7 protein-coding genes and 1 tRNA gene are annotated in these 18,957 nt (G+C 65.4%); all 8 read right to left on the minus strand.

What is annotated here, in order from left to right; translation table 11 throughout:
* Positions 1–1,120: 1,120 nt before the first annotated feature.
* A tRNA-Ser gene (locus B7R93_RS12950) sits at positions 1,121–1,209 on the minus strand.
* 521 nt (positions 1,210–1,730) lie between these two features.
* The gene (gene alaS / locus B7R93_RS12955; protein ID WP_103021174.1) at positions 1,731–4,616 is read right to left on the minus strand and encodes an alanine--tRNA ligase; all 2,886 of its coding nucleotides are present in this window, start codon (positions 4,614–4,616) and stop codon (positions 1,731–1,733) included.
* Positions 4,617–4,893: 277 nt separating this feature from the next.
* Positions 4,894–5,514 (minus strand): DNA-3-methyladenine glycosylase, encoded by a 621-nt coding sequence (locus B7R93_RS12960; protein ID WP_103021175.1) that lies wholly within the window; start codon positions 5,512–5,514, stop codon positions 4,894–4,896.
* Positions 5,515–5,662: 148 nt separating this feature from the next.
* The gene (locus B7R93_RS12965; RefSeq protein WP_103021176.1) at positions 5,663–6,853 is read right to left on the minus strand and encodes a thiolase family protein; all 1,191 of its coding nucleotides are present in this window, start codon (positions 6,851–6,853) and stop codon (positions 5,663–5,665) included.
* Positions 6,854–6,908: 55 nt separating this feature from the next.
* Positions 6,909–9,014 carry a thioredoxin domain-containing protein gene (locus tag B7R93_RS12970; RefSeq protein WP_103021177.1) on the minus strand — a complete coding sequence of 702 codons (2,106 nt, stop codon included), beginning with the start codon at positions 9,012–9,014 and terminating at the stop codon, positions 6,909–6,911.
* Between the two features lie 54 nt (positions 9,015–9,068).
* On the minus strand, positions 9,069–11,561 hold the full coding sequence (locus tag B7R93_RS12975) for a M14 family metallopeptidase (protein WP_232798427.1): 2,493 nt from the start codon (positions 11,559–11,561) through the stop codon (positions 9,069–9,071).
* Positions 11,562–12,300: 739 nt separating this feature from the next.
* A complete protein-coding gene (locus B7R93_RS15380) occupies positions 12,301–12,672 on the minus strand; it encodes a hypothetical protein (protein WP_157942302.1) in 372 nt (123 codons plus the stop codon).
* A 465-nt stretch (positions 12,673–13,137) separates the two neighbouring features.
* On the minus strand, positions 13,138–18,792 hold the full coding sequence (locus B7R93_RS12985) for an Ig-like domain-containing alpha-2-macroglobulin family protein (RefSeq protein ID WP_232798429.1): 5,655 nt from the start codon (positions 18,790–18,792) through the stop codon (positions 13,138–13,140).
* Between the last annotated feature and the right edge of the window lie 165 nt (positions 18,793–18,957).

Consider the following 18,957-nt stretch of genomic DNA (forward strand, 5'->3'; position numbering starts at 1 on the left):
TAAAAAGCACAGACGAGCCAGCCGCCGCACGCAAAGTCCTCGTTCGCGTACTTTTATCATATCAAGCAGTTTTTATTTTGCAATAACGGCATTAAAAACAGGCGTCTTCGCAGACTGTAGGTAGACAGTGCGGGGACGGCACGAAGCGCACGGCTTGGGCAACCACGGCAAGCTTCATGCACGCCGTAGGTTCTCCGTGATAGCCCTGAACCTACGATGGCGAACGGCGATCACAGGGGCCCAGAACGGCGCCTGTGTGTGTCTATGTGTAGTTTCATGGGTCGCGGATTGGGACCATTCACCTCCAGGGGGACATGCCACTCGTGGTCTGCACAGAAGCGTATTCGAAACCACACTACACGGCAAAAATTCTGAGCAGAGGTCATCCTGAACGGAGCAGAGCGAAGTCGAAGGACCTCTTTGGCGTCAGCGGACGCTCAGCCTCTATGCCTGTGGGGCGTGCAACCAGTGTCGGCCGTGAAAAGGGACCACCGCCTTGGTGCAACACTTTCCCCGACGGCACAGTGTTGCTCTGTACCTTCCATCCACCGTTCGACCACCAGCCCACTGATGCGAACTGTCGTCGTCTTACTTGTCGCTGCTCTCATTCCACCAGTCGCCAACGGGCAGGTTTTGGACACACTGGAGACCGCATCCGACTCGACCGACTACGAAGTCGAGACCTACTTCGTCAGGGGAGACACCGCCTCGTTCTTCACACCACACGACGACGAAGAGGCTGTTCGGACCCTCATCGATCGGACAGGCCAGGGACACTGCAGAGTCATCACCCTGGTGCGAGCAGTCAACCAGCGAAGGGCGGAAACACTCGCAAAGCGCTACGACGGAGAAGTGATCAACACACGCCTGATTGTCCGCTGTGCACCGTTTTCTACCTTACAATTTTCGATGCCAACCTTGACTTTGCACCGGCCGAGGGACAGGAGGAAACGGTTTTCTCATCCGTGCAATGAGACGGACTAGCCGTCCACGTAGGGCACGCTTCGAGACAGTGGAGGAGCCTGGGTGCAGAACTGTGAATCCACCGCCGGAGCACTCTGGCGGTCCAGGTCACACAAAAAGCCCCTCAGCAGATGCCAAGGGGCTGTGGTTGCCAAAGCGGTGGGGGAGGGATTCGAACCCCCGGGACCCGCGAGGGCCCTCCGGTTTTCGAGACCGGTGCATTCGACCAGGCTCTGCCACCCCACCGTGAGTGACGATGGTGACGTACATCGGAGTTCAGGAACACGTTCCCCCTAGTGGGCACAGATCATAGCTAAATCGATGTGAACCTCCCCACCTACTGAGGACTTTTCGTTCCGTCTCGTCCACGGCCCCAGGAGCCGAGACACCACCCGTCATCGGTGCAGGATGAAGTTGGGGAGAGGGGCGACCTCACTGCCGAACGTGGTCGACATCCGTACGGCGGCAGGATGCGGTAGAAAGCTTTGGGGAACCAATGCAGTGGAGACTGCGCGGCGGTTCGGGACCGTGCGCCCTGGCGATCCAGCGTTCCGTAGAACGTCCACTCCGGAGACGTCTCCGAGGTGAGCCCAAGCGCCGGCCATCGCCGCCCTCCACGTGGGACGGATCTTGATCCCATGTCGGACAGGGCCGCCAGGGCAGCTCGCACACTACGGTCCTCCAAGTCTCTCATCTCCCTCGGCAATGGTTGTCGCCGCCTTCATTTTTCTGAGGAGGAGCAGACGGACTGAAGATGCTTGCCAAGGCTATCCCAGATGCTCACGGACGAGGGCCGGAACCTCACTCAGCACCGCGTCCAGCGCCTCAGGATCGCGCCCGCCGGCCGATGCGAGAGACGGTCGCCCCCCCCCACCGCCACCGAGGCGGTCGCCCAACGTCCCCACAAGGTCTCCGGCCCGCAACTGGCCCTCGTCGAGCAGATCGTCGGCCACCGTAGCCACCACGTGTACCTTCTCCTCCTCTTCGTCTACGCTCCCGAGAACCCCAACGGCCCCCTCGCCCAACTTGTCGCGGAACTGCTGACCCAGCTCCTGCAGGTCGTCCGTGGTCGCTCGATCGAGCCGCCCAGTCACAACCGACACCTGGCCCACAGGGGTCGTGTTTTCGGCAATGAAGGTCTCCAGCTGGTCCGAGAGCTGGCCACGGCGCAGCTGGTCAACCTCGTCCTCCAGACGGTCGCGTTCCTCCTGCAGCTCCGCAATGGCCTCCGGCAGGGACGTGTGCAGTGATCGGAACTGTCCTCGCGCTTGGGTCAACGTCTCCAGCTCCGACTCCACGTGCCCCAACGCGGCTCTCCCGGCCACGGCCTCCACGCGGCGCACGCCCGAGGCCACAGACCCTTCGGACACGACCCGAAAGAGCCCAATCTCGCCGGTGGCGTCCACGTGAGTGCCTCCACACAGCTCCATCGAGAAGTCCGGGGCGAACGTGATGACCCGCACCCGATCGCCGTACTGCTCGTCGAACAGGGCCGTCGCGCCACGGTCCATCGCCTCATCGATCGGCACATTGCGCGCCTCCTGCTTTGGAATGTTCTCCTGGATGGCGGTGTTGACCCGACGCTCGATGTGTCGCAGGGCATCCTCCTCGACCGCATCGAAGTGGCTGAAGTCAAACCGGAGCCGATCCGGTGCCACGAGCGACCCTTTCTGCTGCACGTGATCCCCAAGTGTCTCACGCAGCACAGCGTGCATCAGGTGCGTGGCGGTATGGTGCGCTCGAATCTGGTCTCGGCGGTCCGTGTCCACCTTCGCTTCCACAGATCCCTCCAGATGCTCGGGCAGGGTGTCCACCGTGTGCACAATGCGCTCCTCCTCCTGTTGGGTGTCGAGCACCCGCACTTGCTCCCCCTCAACGTGGAGCGTGCCCGTATCCCCAACCTGCCCTCCAGCCTCCGCGTAGAACGGCGTGTGGCTGAGTTCAACCTCGTACTGGTGGGCATCATCGGCCTCTCCCCCCCGCACGGCCCGGATTTCGGCGTCGTCAACGACGTCCCGATCGTACCCAACAAACACGGACGCGTCGCCCTCCGACACCGGCTGCCAAGCATGCACGCTGCTCTGGTCGACCGCAAAGTCGGAGGCAGCTCGGGCACGCTCCTGCTGGCGGTCCATGAGCGTTTCGTACCCCTCCATGTCCACGTCTAGGCCTCGCTCGCGGGCCATCAGCCGGGTGAGGTCGATCGGAAACCCGTACGTGTCGTGGAGAAGAAACGCGATCTGTCCCGGCAGCGCCCCCCCGCGGGCCGTGCGGGCAAAGCGGTGCAGGACCGTGCCCGAGTCGTCGGCATCGACGTACGCCTTCTCGAGCAGATCCAGGGCCTGGGCGTCTTGTTGGAGCTCACCAAGAAGGCCGTCGGTCTCTTCCCCGTCCGTCTCCTGAAAACGGGTGACATGAGGCACGACCCGCTCGAAGAACTCGATGCCTGTGCCCAGGGTCTCCAGGAAGCTCTCCTCCTCGGCCTGGATCGCCCGCTCAATAAACTCTTGTTGTTCGGTGAGCCCGTCGAACTGACCGCCCATCTTTTCGAGCAGCGGGTCGACGAGGCGATGCAGAAACGGCTCTTCCAGTCCCAGGGTCTGGTAGCCGTAGCGAACGGCCCGGCGCAGGATACGACGGATGACGTAGCCTCGTCCCTCGTTGCTCGGCATCGCACCATCGGAAATGGCAAAGGCGATTGTGCGGATGTGATCGGCCACCACACGGAGAGCGATCCGCACCTGCTCGCGTTCATCGTCATCGTCGATGTGCAGGTCGTCGTAGCCCTGAATGTTCGCACGCGGGGAGAGATCGGCCACGGCCTGCAGCAGCGGCGCGAAGAGGTCCGTGTCGTAGGTCGACTCTTCCCCCTGCAGCACAGCCACCATCCGCTCGAAGCCCATGCCCGTGTCCACGTGCTGGTCGTCGAGCGGCTCCAGGCTGCCGTCGGGGTGCGCGTTGTACTGGATGAAGACGAGGTTCCACAGCTCCATTACCTGCGGGTGATCGGCGTTTACCAGTTCTCGTCCCGGGGTTTCGCGTCGGGCCTCTGGGGGACGCAGATCCACATGCAGCTCCGAACACGGGCCACAGGGCCCGGTGTCGCCCATCATCCAGAAGTTTTCCTTCGACGGCTCGTAGAGAATCCGCTCCTCCGGCAGGGACGTCTGTGCGTGCCACAGGTCGTACGCCTCCGCGTCGGCGGAGACGCCAAAGTCGTCGTCCCCTTCATGCACCGTGGCGTAGAGCCGCTCCGGTGCCAGGCCCCACCGCTCCACCAATAACTCCCATGCCCACCGGATCGCCTCGGCCTTGAAGTAGTCCCCGAAGCTCCAATTGCCCAGCATCTCAAAGAAGGTGTGGTGGTACGTGTCGTGCCCCACCTCCTCCAGGTCGTTGTGTTTGCCGGAGACGCGAAGACACTTCTGCGTGTCCACGGCCCGCGAGTACGGACGCTGGCCCGTCCCCAGAAAGACATCTTTAAACTGGTTCATCCCCGCATTTGTGAAGAGCAGAGTGTCGTCCCCCTCCGGCACGAGGGAGGCACTCGGGACGGCCTCGTGGCCCTTCGCCTGAAAAAACTGCAGGAAGTCTTGCCGAATCTCTTCGGAGGAGCGAGACGGATCGGCGGAGGACTGAAGATGCGGATTCATCGGGTGGTGGGGGAGTCGATTTCAGGTGAACAGAACACTCGTACGAAACTCAGGGCCGACAGTGTACGCCTGCACGCTTCAAGTGAGACCTTAATGCACGGGCGAGTCTACCGCGGGCTCAAAATGGTCGTCAGGCCCAGGCCAAGCGCCACTGCGAACGTCCGCGTAGGTTTGAACATCGGGGCGGCTGCGAGGACACCTTAGCGGAAGGGCGTGTACGGCTAAAACCGTTGAGGATTCCGCCCCGAGCCCTTCACGTTCAGAAGACATGACGGTCTCATCCGCTCGGGCGGGCGGGCGAGACGAATCGGTTCTCCGCCACGTACCAGCGCCACGGGCGCTCCACCGCTTTGGAAATGCCGATGCGTGCGGACTGGGCGACCTGCGCATCGTCCACGGCCTCCCCGGCGGCGAGGTACAGCGGAGGAGCCGTCAAACTCTTGGTGTGGGCGTCACCGTCGATCTCGAAGGCCTCCGCGAGCTTGCCGGGACCGTTCGTTAGACGCACCCTACGCTCAACGCCCCGCTCCGCCTGCATGTCGTCGATTCCCTCTTCCGGCTCCACCGCGCGAAGCAGGACGGCCCCGGCCGTGCCCTTCGGCTCCGTCACCACGTTCAGGAGCCAGTGGACCCCGTAGATGAGGTAGACGTACGCCGTGCCCGGCGCGGCAAACAGGTCTTCGCCCCGCCCTTGGCCGGTCACCGCTCCGGTCTTCGGGTCACGCGAGAGGTGCGACGCATGACAGGCCGGGTCGTCCTCCGTGTAGGCTTCAGTCTCTACGATTCGTCCCACGCGGCGATCTCCAGATGGGGCCTCGTGGACGAGACGCTCTCCGAGCAGGTCTCGGGCGACGGACACCGTCGACCGGTCGAAGAAGGACGCAGGAAGAGGCTCCATGCGGAAGCAAACAGTTTTTGGCAATCGGTAGGTTCAGACGGAGTCGCCCTCGTGGCGCCTTCGCCCATTCGGTGTCGTGTCTCTCCTCTCAGAGCCCCGCAGCGTTGTGTACAGTTCGGCACACGGGTGCCGGAGGCCCCTCCTTCCGCTAGGTCGTGCGTTCGATGGCCAGGGCCACGCCCCCGCCCGTTCCGTGACAGATGGAGGCCATGCCCAACGTCCCGTTGTGCTGCCGGAGGGCATGGAGGAGCGTCACCGTGATCCGCGTTCCGGACGCCCCGATCGGATGGCCGAGCGCAATCGCCCCGCCGTGCACGTTCAACTGGTCGTACGGCACGTCGAGCTCGCGGTGGAAGAGGATGTTGTTGATCGCGAACGCCTCGTTGTTTTCGTAGAGGTCGTAGTCGTCCAGCGCCGTATCGGTCGCGTCGAGCACGTTGTGGACGGCCGGGATGGGGGCCTCCGGGAAGCGCCACGACTCGCGGGCCGACCAGCCGCCGCGATGCACCTTCGCAAGGGGCGTGAGGCCGTGGGCCTCCACCGCGTCGGCACTGGCGAGGAGCACGGCCGCGGCCCCGTCGGAAATTTGGCTGCTGTTGCCCGCCGTCAATACGCCATCGTCCGCAAAGGCTGGGCCCAAATTGGCAAGCCCGTCCGCCGTCGTGTCCGGGCGGATGCCCTCGTCCGTTTCCAACGTCTCGGGCCCGGAGCGCGTGTCGTACTCCACCGGGGCAATCTCATCGTCGAAGCGGCCTGCCTCCGTCGCCTCGGCGGCGCGCTGCTGGGAGGTAGCCGCAATCTCGTCGAGGGCCGCCCGGTCGATGTCGTGCTCCGCACAGAGCCGTTCGGTCTGCTCCCCCATCGCGTTGCCGGTCTCTGGGTCGCTGAGGCCGTCGCGATGCATGACGTCTTGCAGCTGCTCCCCCCCCGGCGAGAAGGTGTAGCCCCATCGTGCGTCGGAGTCCAGGTAGAAGCCCGCGTCGGACATCGCCTCGGTGCCACCGGCCAAAATAAGGTCGGCCTCTCCGGCCTTGATCATGGTCGCCCCGTTCATGATCGACATCATGCTGGAGGCGCACACCATGTCCACGGCATACCCATCGACGCTGTCGGGAATTCCTGCCTGGAGGGCAGCCTGGCGCGGGACCAGCTGCCCCTGCCCCGCCCGAAGCACATTGCCGAAGATGTACAGGTCGAGCCCGCCTCCATCGACCTCGGCACGGTCGAGCGCCGCCCGCATCACCGGCGCGGCAAGATCAACGGGAGAGTGGTTCTTAAGCGCCCCGCCGAGGCGCCCCATCGGGGTTCGCACGGCCGCGGCAATGTATACGTCACGCATGGCGAGAAAGGAGGTCTATGAGAGGGGAAACGCTGAGGTAGAGCAAACGAACAGATCAGTTGTCGTCACGGGCATGAAGCTGTGCCCGCAATCCCTCCGGATCCGTGACGGGCGCCTCGCACTGAAAGTCGTGACACACGTACGCCGTCGCCTGGTCTCCAACGGGCGTTTGTGGCTCTACAAACGGGGCGAGGGTCGTGATCTCCGCATCCTCGGGCGGCCGATGGAGCGTGACGGTGGTCGGCGTGTAATGGCCGCGGAGGACACGAAGGAGAGCGTCGGTGTCGGGCGCTCCTTCCTCCCCCACCACCACGACTTCTCGCGGGGTGCCCAGTGCCCAGTGCAGTCCCGAGAGCAGGGCTGTAAACCCGGTCGGGCGACGACGAGCGCTCGCCCCGGCCCACCGGCTCAGGGCCGCCGCACGCTCCTCAAACTCGGTGCGACCGGTGAAGCGGGCCAGACGCAGCAGGTTCATCAGCTGCACCGAGTTGCCGGATGGGAGGGCGCCGTCGGTCGCCTCCTTGGGCCGTACGATCAAGGCCTCTCCGTCTTCGGGGGTCATGTAGAAGCCACCGGCCTCCGCGTCCCAGAAGCGCTCCAGGGCCGTCTCCATGTGTTCCGTCGCCGCCCGGAGCCATGCGGCATCGAACGTCGTCTCGTAGAGCTCCAGGAGCCCCCAGGTCAGAAACGCATGGTCGTCGAGCGTGGCCTGGATGCCGGCGTCTCCCTCCCGGTACCGATGAAGCAGCCGCCCTTCCGCGTCGTGCATCGTGTCGAGCACGAAGTGCCCCGTCTGGACGGCGGCGGTCTCGAAGGCCTTCTCGTCGAAGACCCGAGCGGCCTTTGCAAGCGCCGCCGTCATGAGGCCGTTCCAGTCCGTCAACACCTTGTCGTCGAGCCCGGGACGAGACCGATCATCTCGCACGTCGAGCAGGGTTTCACGAGCCCTGTTGAGGCGATCGCGGAGGGTCTCCTCGTCCGTCCCCCGCTGCTCGGCCGCCGCGGCGAGGGACTGTTCGCGGTGCAGCACGTTCTTGCCAGTCCGCTCCCCCGATCGCTCCTCCTGGTAGTTGCCCTCCGAAGACATGTTGTAGACGTCAATCACGAGGTCCGCGAGGGCGGGCTCCAGATGCTCTCGAATGTCCTCAATCGACCAGACGTAAAACGCCCCCTCTTCCATGTCTCCCTCCTTGTTTAGGCTATCGGCGTCCTCGGCGGAGTAGAACCCGCCATCCGGGGCCCGAAGGTCGCGGAGGACATACGTGAGCACCTCGCGGGCCGTCCGCTTGTATCGGTCGGTGCCGGTTGCCTGATGCGCCTCCGTGTAGGCCAGGGCGTGCATGGCCTGGTCGTACAGCATCTTCTCGAAGTGAGGGAGCTTCCACTGCTGATCGGTCGAATACCGGTGAACGCCATATCCCACCTGGTCGAAGAGCCCGCCCCATCGCATTCGGTCCAGCGTCGTGGTCACCATGTCGAGCGCCTCCTGCTCGCCCGTCCGGTGCCAGTGGCGGAGCAGGAACAGCAGGTTGTGCGGGGCCGGGAACTTCGGGGCCGACCCAAAGCCCCCGTGCGTCCGATCGAATTGCTGGGAGAGCTGCTGGGCCGCCTCGTCGAGGAGCGCCGGCCCGGGCGCCCCCCCGTCCGTCTGGTCGGTAGCAATGCTTCGGAGCCGGTCGGTGACCTGCTCGGCGTCGTCGAGAAGCTTCTCTCGGTCATCGCTATTCCAGAGCTGGTTGACCCGGGGCAGGAGGTCCATGAGGCCCGTCCGCTGAAAGCGCCCCTCTTTCGGAAGGTACGTCGCCGCGAAGAAGGGCTTCCGATCAGGGGTAAGGAGCACGGTGAGGGGCCACCCCCCCTGCCCCCGCATCATCTGACAAACGTCCATGTAGATGCTGTCGACGTCCGGCCGCTCCTCCCGGTCCACCTTGATCGGCACGAACCCGTCGTTCAAGACCGCAGCCACGTCGTCGTCCTCAAAGGATTCCCGCTCCATCACGTGGCACCAGTGGCAGGTCGAATAGCCGATCGACAAGAAGATCGGGGTGTCCTTCTCGCGCGCTTTCTCAAACGCCTCTTCGCCCCACGGATGCCAGTCGACCGGGTTGTCCTTGTGCTGGCGCAGGTACGGGCTCTGTTCGTCGGCGAGGCGGTTGGGCATGGCGTCGGGGGTTCGTGAACCTGTGCGCGAGAATGCGCTCTTCGGACACGGACACTACAGGATTTGACCGAGGTGAATGGCGTTGAGGAAGAGCCCGTTGGTGCCGTACCAGAAGGCTCGGAAGTTGGGGTTGTCCATGAAGAGGATCACCTGGCCTCCGCCCACCTCGTGCGCCTCAATGGACGCGGCCCCACGGGCCTGCACCTTCTGCTCTTCGGAGAGGTAGCCGCTCAGGCGCGGCGTCTCGTCATACGTGCCCACACTCGCCCCCGGCTCGTCGCTCGGGTCGTAAAAGCCAGTCCCCACACGGAAGACGGGCACGCTCTCGCCGTAGCCGTAAGCAATCGGGTGCGTGGGGTCGAGGTTCGTTTCGAAGATGGACCCGCCAATGCCCTGAGCCCCATAGGCATTGTCCAGGTCCGCATACGACTGGTTCTGGACCAGCGAATCCACGTCCAGCTCACGCTCCTCCAGGTCCACCATGCCCTGTTCGATGGGCCACTCCACAGCGTCCTCCACGCCGATGAGTGTGCCGCCATTCTGGACCCAGCTCTCCACCTTCTCTGTCGGCAGGTCGTCGAATCGGCCTCCGGCCAGCACCATGGTGTTGTACCGGTCGAGGTCCGCGTATTGTACGTCGGACAGGTCGACCAGAGACACCGGCACGTTCATGCGCTCACTGAGGAGGTGCCACACCTCGCCGGCATTGTAGGGACTCGTGCCGCTGTACCGCGAGCCGCCGCCCGTCCCCGTGATGATCGCCACCTTCGGGGGCTCCAGAATGGGGGAATTTCGACTGCCAAGGTCCGGCCCCGCTGGCGTCATTCCCTGGTCCACGGCGTAGACGTCGATGTAGTCGTCCGCGGCGATGCGCTGGACCACTTCGTGAATGCTATCGGCGGCCACGTCGCGCTGCTCCACCTGCACGACAATGGCGCCCCGGTCAAACGACTGAGTCGACCCGTTGACGCGCGCCGTGAACGGGTCGGTCATCACACGGGGACGGATGTCGTTGTTGTGGAGCCGCTGCACCGCCCGCGGGGCGTAGTACTTGCCCCAGGGCAGCACGTAGGTGTACTCGGAGCGCCCCCCTACGACCTCCCCACTTTCGTACCTCGGGTCTTGAAGCCGCTGCCCCTGTGCCGGCGCGTCGGAGACGGCCGCGTGGTCGACGCCGAAGGCCAACGGCAGGCTCCAGGTGGAGACGTCGTAGAAGATCGAGTCGGGGTACGAAGAGGTGCGCTCCATCGCCGCCTTCACGAACCGGCCCTGCGGCTGGTCAAGCGGGACCATGTAGGCCTCTCCGGGGCGGAACGTCTGGCCGTCGGCCTGGACTTGCTCACCAAGATCAAACATGCGCACCTCGTGGCGGTCGAGCACCTGGGCGAGGGCGTGGGCGCGGGTCCGCTGCTCCGTCCGATCGACCACGTACGCTTCCGTCTCGGTGTCCTGCAGGGCCTCGTCCCGGTTGGCGAAGAAGTCGCGCTGGTACTCCAGCAGGTCGGTTCGCAGTTCCACGACGGCCCGCATCGTCGAGAGCGAGGTCATGAATTGGTTGCGCACCGTGAAGGGATAGGTCAGTTCGCCCTTGCTCGTCTCCTGCAGCAGCGCCCGCGAGGAGGCCTGCTCGAAGAGAATTCCGATTGAGCCGTTGACGTCGGGATACGTGGATCCCTTTCCGTAGTAGAAGTCGTCAAACGTCTCTCGGGTGTAGTAGAGGGAGCCGATCTGGTCGAGGTAGTCGCCGTGGCGCTCCGCGATGCGGCCGGTCAGCTCCTGATTCATCTCCGGAGTGTTGGGGTTCGTACGGCTCTGCACCCCCGGCTGGAAGAAGTAGGTCGCCTCCGAGCCCATCTCGTGGAAGTCGGTAAGCACCTGCGGCTTCCAGTTGTGGAAGTAGTCGAGACGCCCCTGCGAGGCCGGATGCTGAGCGGGCAGCCAGTCGCGGTTCAGATCAAACCAGTAGTGGTTGGTGCGCCCGCCCGGCCACGGCTGATTGTGCTCGCGGTCCTGCGGGTCGGCCGTCGGCGTGCCGCCCCGATTGCCGTTCACCCAGTCCACAAAGCGGTCGCGCCCGTCGGGATTGAACATTGGGTCGATGAGGGTCACGGCGTTTTCCAGGGCCGCGTCGACGTCCGGCCCATTGCCGGCCGCCAGGTGGTACAGGAGCAGAATCGCGGCCTCCGTCGCACTCGCCTCGTCCCCGTGGACGCCGTACCCCATGAGTACGACGGCCGGACGATCCTGCAGGGCGTCGTCCGACACTTGATTCGGCGCGGTAGTGGCCTGCCGGTTGGCACGTTGGATCTGATCCAGGTTGTCCTGATTGTCCGTGCTCGTCACGACGGCGTGGATGAGCCGCCGCCCTTCGTAGGTGCGACCGTGCTCCCGCAACTGCACCCGGTCGCTCGCCTCCGCGACCGCCTCAAAGTAGCGGACGACCTGGGCCGGACGCGTGTGACGGGTCCCAATCTCGTGGCCGATGACCTCCGTGGGGGTGGGAATGGCATCGTCATAGCTGTCGGTGCCCGGGAGCGGAGTCTCCATGGCCAGTGGGAGGTCCTGTGCCGCTACAGGACCGGCGGTAAGGGAGACGGCGAGGAACAGAAGGAGCCAATACGAACGCGGTGCGGGGATGCCCATAGGGAACGAAAACTGGTGCAGGGAACGGTGGTAACACTCTCAGAGCAGCCCCCTGAAAGCGTTTTCAGTATACGAAACCGCCCCGGCAGGTGAAATGACGGTCCCGTGAAGATCCCACACCCTCCTCGACGGCCGCGTGGGCTGTGAGGACTTTACCGCCGGCGTGCCGGTAGCGACAGAGCCGCGAATGTTGACCTGATGCGATCTGCGGTAGATCAACGTGCATTTATCGCGTCGACGGTCTCGCAGAATCGCTCACATATGCGAAGGGCCCGCACAGGGTCGATCCGCAAGGCGTCCTAATGTCCGCGGGAAGCAAAAAATGGACAGCGAAATTTCGCATCCGGTATGAGCTTCTCCCTGTCTCCACAATGGGGGCCGGGGACGACAGGCGTTGAGATTGGCGACCTGAAGATGCTCCACCTCAGCGCTTTTCTCGCCGTCGCGCTCGCTGCTCGTTCCGAAAGGCGCAGTAGGCATCAACCTGCGCGAGCCCAAGCTTCGCTTCGATGGCCCGGTTTGTTTTTTGCTGAACTCGGCGTCGTTCCATCCCTGGTCCCGTCGCCCGAAGCGGACGACAACTGTTTCGCGGAAGGGGGTCACGTAGAGCCGCTGACTGAAGAGGCCGGCGGCTATGAAGAGATCATCGGGCCCGCCGTCGTAGATCATGCCGTCCGGCCCGTCCGGCTGGAGCGAGGGCGGGGCGTTCTCGAAGGAAGAGACCGTCTTCCACGGCAGCCAGGGCCGCCGCTCTCGCGAGGGACTTCGTGCCGCTGGCGAGGAAGTGCGGGGCGCTCAAATCGTACCCGTTCTGTTCCTGCTTCAGCACCATGCCTCCCTCGTCCCGCACGACGAGCGCGTCCCCGGTGTGCACCGCCGAGTAGTCTGCTTCCCTCTGGAGGCGATCCGGCGTCTCGGGCTCGTCCCGGGGCGTGCCGGGGTCCTGCGCGGAGCAGCCGGAGAATGTACAGCCGCAATATGTCTGTACGGGTGCAGCGCTTCGCTCCCGAAACACTGTTATGACGCGTTACGACGAGTATCGGTCCGGCACCATCCGCCACGACGATGCGGCTTACTGGCGAGCCGGATGGTATTTTGTGACCGTATGCACGGGGGACCGGCGACCATTTTGGGGGCGGGTGCAGAATGGCATCCTCCAGGTCTCCGCGGCGGGGTGTATCGCGGCCCGGGAATGGCAACGAACGCCGGCGGTCCGCCCGTACGTCCGATTGGTCGCGGGGATCGTCATGTCCGGCCACATCCACGGATCGACCAACGAATTCCGATTGTGCGCACATTCCTTTGGGGCCATCATCGGACGATACAAATCGGTGTGCACCAAACAAATCCGGAGAGACAAACGGTCCGAATTTGAATGGCAATCCCAGTTCTACGACCGAATCATTCGCGATGCCGAGGCCGTCCGCACCGTCCGGCAGTACATTTGTGCCACTCGATGGATAGGCCAATTTCGAACGGCCTACCGTCCAGCCGTCGGTCCTGCAGGCGGCTCCACCACCAGCGTCCCGGTGGCGGTGTGGCCACGCGTCTCGGGCCGGTACATCATCTCCGCCTCCGCAGGCGGGTGTTCAAACGTGCCGGCCGTTGTGGCCCGGGCAACGTAGCTGTAGGTGTGCTCGCCCTGTCGCAGCTGATCGGCGTAGAGGAGCACGCGATCGTCTTGCGTTTCGGTATGGGTAAAGGAGCCCCACCACCGGCCCGATCCCGTGTCGGCTTCGTCCAACACGCCCTGGGCACTGGTCGCAAACGCCTCGTTCACCGGTTCGAGGCCGGCGGGAAGCGCGTCGTCGACCACGACGTAGGTGCGGCTCGTCGGCGAGGCGAGGCGCAGGGTCACCTTCACGAGCTGGCCGGAGTCGAGAGTAATCGTCTTGTTGCCGGTAGTCCGGGGAGCGCCGACCGATTCGCCGCGACTGTCCAGCCGTTGGAGGGTCCGCTCTACCCGCAGCCCCTGATCGAGGGCATCCTGCGGCGCGCCGGTGTACGTCGTGAGGCGCATCGAGTAGTAGAGACGTCCGGTACCGTCTTTGGTGATGTCGACCGGCAGTGTGCGGCCTGACGGAAACGCAGCGGTCTCCATCGTCGAGACGGCGGTGCGTAGGCTACGGCCTCGGAAGGACTCCTCCAGAATCGTCTTGCCCGCCAACTGAACGGACGCCGAGAAGTCCGAGGCGACCTGCTCGTAGGTGTCAACGTATTTCTGAAAGGCCGTCAGCACCGCGGCATTGTCCTGGGTCGACGCCCAGTGGCCCTGCTGCCGCCGATCCATGAGGTAGCGGATCATGCGCTGAGCAAGCGGCTGGACGTCGTCGGACGGGGCGGCCTCCAGGAGCGCGGTGAGGCCGAACGCGGTGGCCCGCACGTCGCTGCTGAAAATCCAGCCGTAGCTGTCATCCTCCAGCGCCTGGAGGTAGGCCGTCGTGGCTTCCATCCGGACCCGCTGCCGCAACTGCTCGACGAGGCGCGCCTGTATGTCAGGTAGATTCGGCTGATCCGTGAGGAGAAGCGTGCGCAGGAGGTGGCTCTGCCCCTCCACGCTCGTCGGCGGACGGTCGGCCAGCCAGTTGATCTCGCTCTCCAGGACCTCCCCGTGCCGGGCCAGGGCGAGCAGCATGAAGGCCCGCGTGTCGCGCCACACGGCCTCGGAATAGTAGTCGGGCCGGTCGCTCCGATTGCGCACCATGTCGGCCACCGCGTCGATCGCGTCCTGGGTGAGCGGCTGCGGCACCTCGTAGCCCGAAGCATCCGCCTCGGCCAGCGCCATCAGCGTGTAGGCGGTGACGTACGGATTGACGTGGTCGCCGCCCTCCCACAGGCTAAAGCCGTCGCCCGTCCAGTACGACGAGAGCGAGCCCATCCAGTCCCGGACGGCTTGCGCCCGGCTCTTCTCCTCGAACGCCTGCAGGTCGAACGCGTCGAGGAGCGCATCGCCCGCCAGGAGGGGCCGGACGCGCGAGGTGGTCTGCTCCAGGCAGCCGTACGGGTATTCGAAGAGGTGCTGCACCGCCCCATCGAGCCCCGTGAGGGCGGTGCCGGCAAGAGTCACGTCGAACTGGCCGAGGCCGGGCACGCGCTCGTCGGGCACCCGGAGGGCCTCGCGGGCGGTGTCCTGCGTGGAGGCGAACGTGGCGCTCGCCCGTTTCGTGGTGGGCCGCTTGACCGGAAGGGATTTGACCAGGGCGTCGGTCTGACCGTTCAGCCGGGCCCGGAACGTGACGCGGGCCGTGTCCGCGGTGGGGGCCGTCCAGTCGAACCGAACCTCCCGCGTGGCCCCCGCCGGCAATTGCACCGTTTTGGACGAGTCGTTTCGCAGCGCGAGCTCCTCCGCAGAGGCTTCGACAGTCGCCGTTCCCGCCTCGTCCGACCGGTTTGTGACGAGCACACCGGCCTCGAACTGATCTCCGAGGCGGGCGAAGCGCGGCAGCGCGGGCGTCTGCACGAGCGGCTTGGTGACGACGACGTCGGTCTGCGCGGCCCCGAACGCCTGGTTTTGCGAGACGGCCGAGGCCATGAGGCGGAAGGTGGTGAGGCTCTGCGGGAGCTCAAACGTGACCGACGCCTCCCCGTCCTCGTCCGTCCGAAGGGCCGGATTCCAGTGCGCCAGCGGCCGGAAGTCCTCCCGCACCTCTGATTTTTCCGTGGTGCCGCCCCCGCCCACATCCTCCGCTTTCTGCCCGTAGCTGCGCTGCTCCACGAGGGCGCTCCGCGTTTCGACGCTCGTCACGCCGAGCGGGCGCGGGCCGTAGAAGGTGTCGAACGGATCGGGCAGCCGGTACCCGATGAGGTCGAGCACGCCCGCATCCGCCGCGCTGAACGCAATCTCGCCCGGCACGCCGTCCCCCGAGGCGTTCGTAAGCTGAAGGTCGACGTTCACCTCCTCCCCCGGCCGATACGTGTCCCGGTCGGGCTCCACGTCGACCCGCAGGCGCTTCTGGTCGGGGTCGACCGAGAGGCTCGCGTAGCCGATCTTGAAGCTGGGCGCGCCGGGGTCGCTGCCCGCCTTCGGCGGAGCCGTGCGGCCCTTCAGCAGGATTACGCTCACGAAGACGTTGGGGAGGTGCGCATCGGTAATTGGGACCTCGACCATCGGCGTGCTCCCGGTCAGCGTCGTGACCCGGCTCTGGAGGACCCCCTCCCGCTCCACGGTGATGAGCGCGGTGGCCTCCTCGTAGGGCGACTGCACCATGAGGCGGGCCGTCTCGCCGGGCGCGTAGTCGGTCTTTTCGGGGACAAGGTTGATCCGGTCGTCGTTGTCGCGCTGCCACGCGACGTAGCCCTCGCCCGAGGCGTAGAGGTAGGTCTCGCTGCGAATCGCGTTGCCCCGCACGTCCCGGCTTTTGGCCCGAAGCCGGTACTGGCCGCCCGCGGGCACCGTCATGCGTAAACGACTCGCCTGACCGGGGTTCGTCGTCACCGATGCCGAGCGGACGACCGTCTCGGTGCGCTCGCTGCGCCAGCGGAGGCGCCCGTCGGTCCCCACCTCGCGCACACTGTTCCACTGCAGTCGAACCAGCTCCACCGTCACCCCTTTGTCGGACACAGGCGCGCCGTTCGGGTCCACCGTCACCACGTCGACCGCCAGCGTGCTGTCCTGCGTGAGGTCCATGAACGAGGTGCTCGGCTTGAGGCCGACGTAGAAGCGGCCCGGATGGAGCGTCGCGGTGGTGCGGTCGGAGATTTGCTGCTCGGAGGGGGCGGTGACGGTGCCGCGCCAGACGAGCTGGGCCGGGGCGCCCTGCGGATTGCCGGGGAAGCGCGTCCGGGGGGCCTCCGCGCTGCTCGTGCTGTCGAGGGTGGCTTCCCGGCGAAGAAGCGTTTCGCTGAGGTCATCGGTACCGATGGGGCCGAATTGGTACCCGTCGTACCCGGGTGGTGAATACGATCCGCTGCGCCGGTCCAACTCCACCGTTGCGGGCTGTCCTTCCATCCCCGCCCCGAACAGGTAGCGGGCGGAGAGGCATCCCCCGAAGAAATCCCCCGCTACGTACGCGTCGCGGGAGGTCTGCGCGTCTACCTCGAAGGTGGCCCGTCGAAAGGCATTCACCTGAAACGTGCCGGTGGCGATGCCTTCTCGCTCGTACCGGCGCTCCGCAGTAAGCGTCTCGTTGCCCACTCGTCCTACCCGAACGCGGTAGTCCCCGAGCGACGCGTTTGCCGGGACGGCCCAGTCGAGGTCGAAGGTGCCGAGGTCGCTGGGCTGGAGGCGACGGTCGAGCACGGGTTCGTCCCGCGGGTCGCGGACGAGGACCCGCACGCTGTCTCGGATCGACTGCCAGTCGGCGTCGGTCTTGGCCCGCAGGATGCCCTTGAGGTGCACTGTCTCGCCGGTTTTGTAGAGGCCGCGGTCGGAGAACACGGTTCCCGTCTCTGTTTTGGGGTCGGGTCGCCAGGAATAGTTCAGGTCGAACCGGTACGGCTCCGTGCCGTCGTCGTAGCGACTGGTGGTGAAGGCCACGTCGCCCTCGTGCTCGACGACGACGTACTGGGCCGGATTGTCGTACTCATTGGGTTTCTCCAGCCCCAGTGCATGCCAGCCCGGCGTTTGCGCGCGGCCTTCTTCGTCGGTCGTGCCGCGCCACTGGACCGCATTGCTGTCGTCCCGAAGGGTCACCGCTGCGCCCTGCACCGGATCGCCGGTGGCCAGTTCAGTGACGACGATCACGTTCTGGTGCGGGCTGAACTTGCCGGTGACGCCGAGCCGAGTCACCTGCGCGAGCGCCCGGAGGTCACCCTCGGAATCGTCTTCGCGGAGCGGCGGTCGGTTCAGTCGGACTCCCACGATGCCCGTGCCCGTCTCGCCCGTCAGCATCGAGTCGAGGCGCAGCGGGACGGCCTCCAGCGTGTTGCGCTCGACGGGCAGCTCGTACGTGCGGCGCGCCGCAACGGGGGACCGCGTGGGAACGTCGCTCCCACGGTCGTAGTCGGTGCGCTCGTCGTAGGTCGGAAGCGCGGGCACGATTTCGTCCGCGGAGAGGCGCTCCATGCCGAGCTGCACCGATTCGACGTTGGTCACCTGCAGGGGCACCACCGGGTGCTGGTCCGCCTCAATGACCATCATGCCGGTGTCCATGTGGAAGTGCGGCTCGTACGGCCCCGTCCGGAAGGACCGCTGTGCGTACGACAGCGGCTGCCCGAACTGATCCTCCAGGCCCCGGATCCTCAGCGTGTACCGGGTCTCCGGCTCCAGCGTGACGGGCAGGGAGTGGCTCACGTCCTCACTGACATCCCGCGCTTCCGCCCCCGCCGACCACTCGACAGCCGGCTCAAACGAAAGGGCCTCGCGCAGCTCTCCGAAGCGCACGGGCGTGCTGAACGAAAGCGTAATTTCACGGTCCGGCGCGAAGGGCTGGTCGCCGTAGCGCTGCGGCTGGTCGATCTCCGTGAGTTCGGGCGTCGGCCGCACACGGAACTGGATTCCCTGCTCTTCCCCAAGGCCCAGCTCATAGCCGTCACTGGGCATCCCCTCCTTTACCGTGCCGATGGACTGGCGCGATCCTTGCTTCAGGGAGCGGGCCGGTTCAAACACGAGCGTACTGTCGCCCTCTCGGCCAATCGTCTCTACCGGGAACGACGCCTCGAAATACTCCGGAACCGCCCCCAGATCGAGAGGCAGACTGAACGTCAGTCGAATCGTTTGGTCGGGCGCGGCAAAGTCGGCCCCGTCGGCCGGCGAAGACGACACCAGTTGCGGACGCGGCGTTTGGAACGACCAGCTGTACGGCTCCGATAGGGCCTCTCCATCGAGGTCCGAAACGGTGGAGTCCAGCGTGGCCTCATACTCGGTCGCAGGGCGGAGCGACTCGGACGGCCGGTAGACGAGCGTCTGCGTCCCCGCCCACCGCAGCGATCCGGGCACTGCGGGCTCGACCGTAAGGGCGTCCTCGGGCGGGGGCGTCGCCTCCCCGAGCGCGACCATCGGGCGGCTGAAGGTGACCGTGATCGGCTGCCTCTCCTGAAGTGACTGCAGCTGTCCCCCGGGCGTGGCGCTGAGGATGCGGAGCGGCCCCTCCAGCGTCGGCACATAGTCCTCCGCCTGCTCGGGGGCGTCGAGGGCAACCTGGTCCACGGCCACCTCGTCGCCGGACGGGGCGGGTGTTCCCCCTCCACATGACATGACAAGAGGAACAAAGAGAACGAGCGCAGCAACCTGACGGAGACCGGGAAACATCGGAATGAGGGGCGTCGGGAAGTGGGACTGAGATTTCAGAGGGACGCTGGATGTCGGAATGGATTCGTATCGCGTAGTGCGTAAGGGGCTCTGACAGATGATTTTCAGTTA

Source organism: Salinibacter altiplanensis, assembly GCF_002894645.1.
Taxonomy (GTDB): Bacteria; Bacteroidota; Rhodothermia; order Rhodothermales; family Salinibacteraceae; genus Salinibacter; species Salinibacter altiplanensis.